1 protein-coding gene is annotated in these 1,848 nt (G+C 38.2%); it reads left to right on the top strand.

The genetic code is table 11. The features are described from left to right. Positions 1-1,617: polyphosphate kinase 1 (ppk1, locus tag AC1DPQ_RS26585; protein WP_477611411.1), on the top strand; the 1,617-nt coding region annotated here is incomplete at its 5' end. Positions 1,618-1,848 lie beyond the last annotated feature (231 nt).

Here is a 1,848-nt window from a genome sequence, read left to right as displayed (position 1 = left end):
GTTTACATTAATGCGGATACCAACTTCTTTCCCTCAAATAATGAACTGTACTTTCTGATTACGCTAAAAAAGAAAGAAGATGCTGAAGTTGTTATTTTAAATATTCCTTCCAACCAGTTACCCCGTTTTTATAAGGTAGAATCGGGTGACGAGACCTTTATTGTTTTTCTGGATGATATAGTGCGTTTTCATTTAGACCGTATTTTTCCTGAAGCTGAAGTTACCGGATGTTATAGCTTCAAAATTACCAGAGATGCCGAAATTGACCTGAAAGACGAATATTCGGGCAGTTTATCCGAACAATTGGAGAAGCAGTTGCTCAAACGCGATTCGGGTTTGGCTACACGTTTTCTTCACCAGCCAGGCATACCGGCCAACGTTTTCGAATTGCTCAAAAAGCTTTTTAACCTTAAAAAGGCGAATAGGATAGAGGGCGGGCAATATCATAACCTGAAAGATTTTATGGGTTTTCCGGTTAATTCGCCAAAATTATCCAACCAAAACTGGCCAAAAATCTGCAATACCGACCTCATAGATGGATCTTTAACCGAGGCCATTTATAAAAACGACATCATTGTACACACGCCTTACCAGAGTTATGATAGTGTATTGCGTTTTTTTAACGAAGCGGCAATTGATGCTGAGGTTCGGGAAATCTATGTTACGCTTTATCGTGTAGCCAGCGATTCGAAAATTGTTAACGCTTTAATCAGCGCTGCAAAAAATGGTAAAAAAGTAACCGTTTTGGTAGAGCTTAAAGCCCGTTTTGATGAGGCCAACAACATCAAATGGGCCAAGAAAATGAAGGAAGTTGGCGTTGATATTATTTACAGTGTAACTGCTTTAAAAGTTCATGCCAAAGTAGCCTTGGTAAAACGCCAGACAGGTGACCGCATGCGTTATTCTGGTTTGTTTTCTACCGGAAACTTTAACGAAAGCACGGCTGCTTTTTATACCGATCATATATTAATGACGGCCAATAAAGAAATGCTGCGCGAAGTAGAGCTGCTTTTTATTTTTCTGGCCAAAAGGGTTAAACCTACTTCTGCCGATCTGATTAAATTTAATCATTTATTGGTCGCACAGTTTAATTTACAGCAGGTTTTTCTTGATTTGATAGATCGCGAAATTGAACATGCCAAACAAGGTAAACCATCGGGTATTACCATTAAAATGAATAATCTCGAAGAAAAAGTATTGATCAACAAACTTTACGAGGCTTCGCAGGCAGGGGTAAAGATCGAACTGATTGTACGGAGCATTTGTCGCTTAATTCCAGGTGTAGCAGGAATGAGCGAAAATATTAAGGTTACCCGCATTGTAGATCGTTATTTAGAGCACGGACGTATCTTTATTTTTCACAATTTAGGCAAAAACGATGTATACCTCGGCTCTGCCGATTGGATGAACCGTAATATTTATCGGAGAATTGAAGTTTGCTTTCCGATTCATAACGAGCAGATTAAGCAAGAAATGATAGATATTATCGAAATCCAAAAACAAGATAACGTACAGGCGGTTTGTATAGATGAAAACATGAACAATATTCCTGTTAAAAGTAGTGGGGCTCCTGTCGAGTCTCAATACGATATTTATCAATTATTAAAAAATAAATAGTGCCGTGTCTGTGTCCCCACCATAAGATCGTCATTTCGACTGAAGTGCAGCGAAATGGAGAAATCTATAGAAAATGATCTTGATAGATCTCTCCGCTACGGTCGTATTCTAGGTTTACCACAATTGCAAATTTATTTTAAGAAAAACTCTTTTTTTGGGAGTTTTTCTTAGCTTTTATGACGCTCTCCTATAATTCTCGACATACATTTCTCCTCTCTTAACAAGTGAGAA

This window comes from Pedobacter sp. 01T416_2 (genome assembly GCF_056398925.1).
This window is presented reverse-complemented; position numbering and strand designations above follow the sequence as displayed.